Below are 2,138 nucleotides of genomic sequence, written 5' to 3'. Positions count from 1 at the left end.
CGACGGCGAGACCGCCGGTCGCCAGGGTGGCAGCGGCGACGAGACCGACGATCGCTGCCCGGGGCCATGACCTCGCGATCGAAGGTGTGCGGTGCCGGACACTGGGGTCGGCCGCGCCGCGCTCCACGCGCGCCAGGATCCTTGCGCGGTTGGGCTCGTGAGCCTCGGCGGTCTCTCGCAGCCGCCGGCTGATCTCGTCGTTCACCGGTTCCTCCCCCTCGCCAGTTCGCCGACCGCTTCCGCGCGGAGCAACCGTTCCAGCTCGGCCATCCCCTTAGAGGTCTGGCTCTTCACCGTACCGACCGAGATGCCCAGCGCAGCGGCGGTGTCCTTCTCCGACAGGTCGAGGGCGTGGCGCGTGACCACGCACGCTCGCTTGCGGAACGGCAGTCGGGTGAGCGCGGCTCGGACGTCCAGCACGACCGCAGCGTCCGGCCCGTCCACCAGTTCCGTACTGAGGGACCAGAACAGCGCTACTCGCCGTCGCTCGCGTACCCTGCTCCGGATCCTTTCCCGCGCCAGATTGGCCACTACGCCGCGGGCGTAGGCGACCGGGTGGTGCGCTGCCCGCAACCGGTCCCAGCGTTGCCACAGGGCGACCAGGGCATCGGCGGCGAGGTCGTCCGCCGCGTCCTTCTCGCCGGTCAGGAGGTGGGCGAGGCGGGCCAGTTCGGCGTAGTGGCGTTCGAAGAAGTCGTGGAACTCTGTGGACACGTCGTCGGCGAGCATCTCCCGCGGCTGCCCTCTCCCTGCGATGTTCGCGTTAACAATCGGCCTGAGCGTAGCAACGCCCCTCACCTGCGGCCGGACGGAGATCGTCCGTGGGACCTGACGATGGACGGGCGGCACGGTCAGTGCCGGGCGAACTGGACCGGGGTCGGCTGCGCGACGTCCGGTTTGAGGGCGATCCCGCGGATGGTCAGCCGCTCACCGTAGATGTCGGTGATTCTGATCGCTTTGCCGCACCCGCTGCCGTCAGGGGAGAGGAAGTAGTTGTAGTCGGTGCGCTGCAGCTTTCGCCAGCCGTTGGCGGTCCGGACCTCGAGCGCCGCCAACGGGTTGCGGTGACCGATCGCCTGGATGCCACACCAGTACTGACTGGACCCGTCCTTGTATCGGATGGAGATCGTGCCGGACGCGGCGGGGCTCAGCAGCGTCCACGTGATCGGGAGCCGGCCGACGGAAAGGTCGGCGAGTTTGGCGAAGGCCTGTTGGCTGAGGTCGATCTGCCCGGGCGCGCAGGGCAACGGGCACTCGTTGACTATCCGGACCTTGATGGAGGCCCCGTTGGCGGCGCGGACCAGCACGTACGCCCCGCATGCCTTGGCCGATTCGTAGTCGGTGTGGTTCATCGCCGCGACCATGAGGTCGTCGGACGGGCCGTAGAGGCAGGCGCCATTCCCGTCGCCCGCTTCGTAGGCGGTCGCGACGCCCCGGTAACGGACGGCGGGCCTGATCCGTCCGGTCAACGACCCGGTGGACTCCGCGGATTCCGTGCGCGGGGTGCTGGAAGGCGTACGCGGCCTGCTTGTGGTCGACGGTGTTCGGGTACCGCGGGGCGATGGCAGCGGACTCGCGTCTGGTGGCTGCGCCGAAGCGATCGTGGCGTCGGGTGCCGCGGTCGGAGAGCCGCTCGCCGACGCAGCAGTGACGGACCCGTCGGTGGTACGCCAGGCGTCGGTGCTGCCCCCGGCGAGGAGCACGGTGGCGAGGCAGGCCACAACGCCGACAGCCAGCAGTGCCAGCGGAATGCCGATGGCCCGCCGGTGCTTGCGCAGCGGCTGCGCCGCGCCGTGATTCGTTGTCCTCATGTCCATCCGTTCGGTAGATCGAGTCGACGTTCCGCAGCGCAGTTGCCGCCGGCGCCGAAAAGGTTGCCGCCCCGGGTCAGCCTGCTGACAGGCCGACCCGGGGCTCGATGGGTCGTGGGGTCAGGACGGGTCGCCGTACTGCAGACCGCGTCCGTTGGTGCCGATGTAGACGCGGCCGTAGGTGTCGGGGTCGCCAGTGATGACGCCGACGGCGCCGATGGCGCCCCACTGGTGGGCCTTGTCGTTGACGCGGAGCCAGGTGGCGCCCTTGTCGGTGGAGCGGAAGACTCCGGTGGCGTCCTTGACGGTGCCGATCAGGTACAGGGC

General features: G+C 69.8%; 3 protein-coding genes and 1 pseudogene. All 4 read right to left on the bottom strand.

Annotated features, from left to right (window positions below):
- A pseudogene (locus VIU94_RS18830) lies at positions 1–205 on the bottom strand (hypothetical protein); the annotation flags it as partial.
- The gene (locus VIU94_RS18825) at positions 202–729 is read right to left on the bottom strand and encodes a SigE family RNA polymerase sigma factor (protein ID WP_331912988.1); all 528 of its coding nucleotides are present in this window, start codon (positions 727–729) and stop codon (positions 202–204) included. The gene VIU94_RS18825 and the pseudogene VIU94_RS18830, both read right to left, overlap by 4 nt.
- Positions 730–851: 122 nt before the next feature.
- The gene (locus VIU94_RS18820) at positions 852–1,811 is read right to left on the bottom strand and encodes an expansin EXLX1 family cellulose-binding protein (protein WP_331912987.1); all 960 of its coding nucleotides are present in this window, start codon (positions 1,809–1,811) and stop codon (positions 852–854) included.
- 120 nt (positions 1,812–1,931) lie between these two features.
- The coding region (locus tag VIU94_RS18815) for a hypothetical protein (RefSeq protein ID WP_331912986.1) at positions 1,932–2,138 on the bottom strand (207 nt) is incomplete at its 5' end.

The sequence above is a fragment of the Streptomyces sp. genome, from assembly GCF_036566765.1.
Classification (GTDB): domain Bacteria; phylum Actinomycetota; class Actinomycetes; order Streptomycetales; family Streptomycetaceae; genus Streptomyces.
The sequence above is the reverse complement of the archived record's forward strand: the minus strand, read 5'-3'. Positions and strand labels throughout refer to the sequence as shown.

What these genes read in the sequence shown, in the direction of transcription:
- VIU94_RS18825 (WP_331912988.1), bottom strand. Translation starts at nt 729, where the DNA reads ATGCTCGCCGACGACGTGTCCACAGAGTTCCACGACTTCTTCGAACGC.
- VIU94_RS18820 (WP_331912987.1), bottom strand. Translation starts at nt 1,811, where the DNA reads ATGAGGACAACGAATCACGGCGCGGCGCAGCCGCTGCGCAAGCACCGG.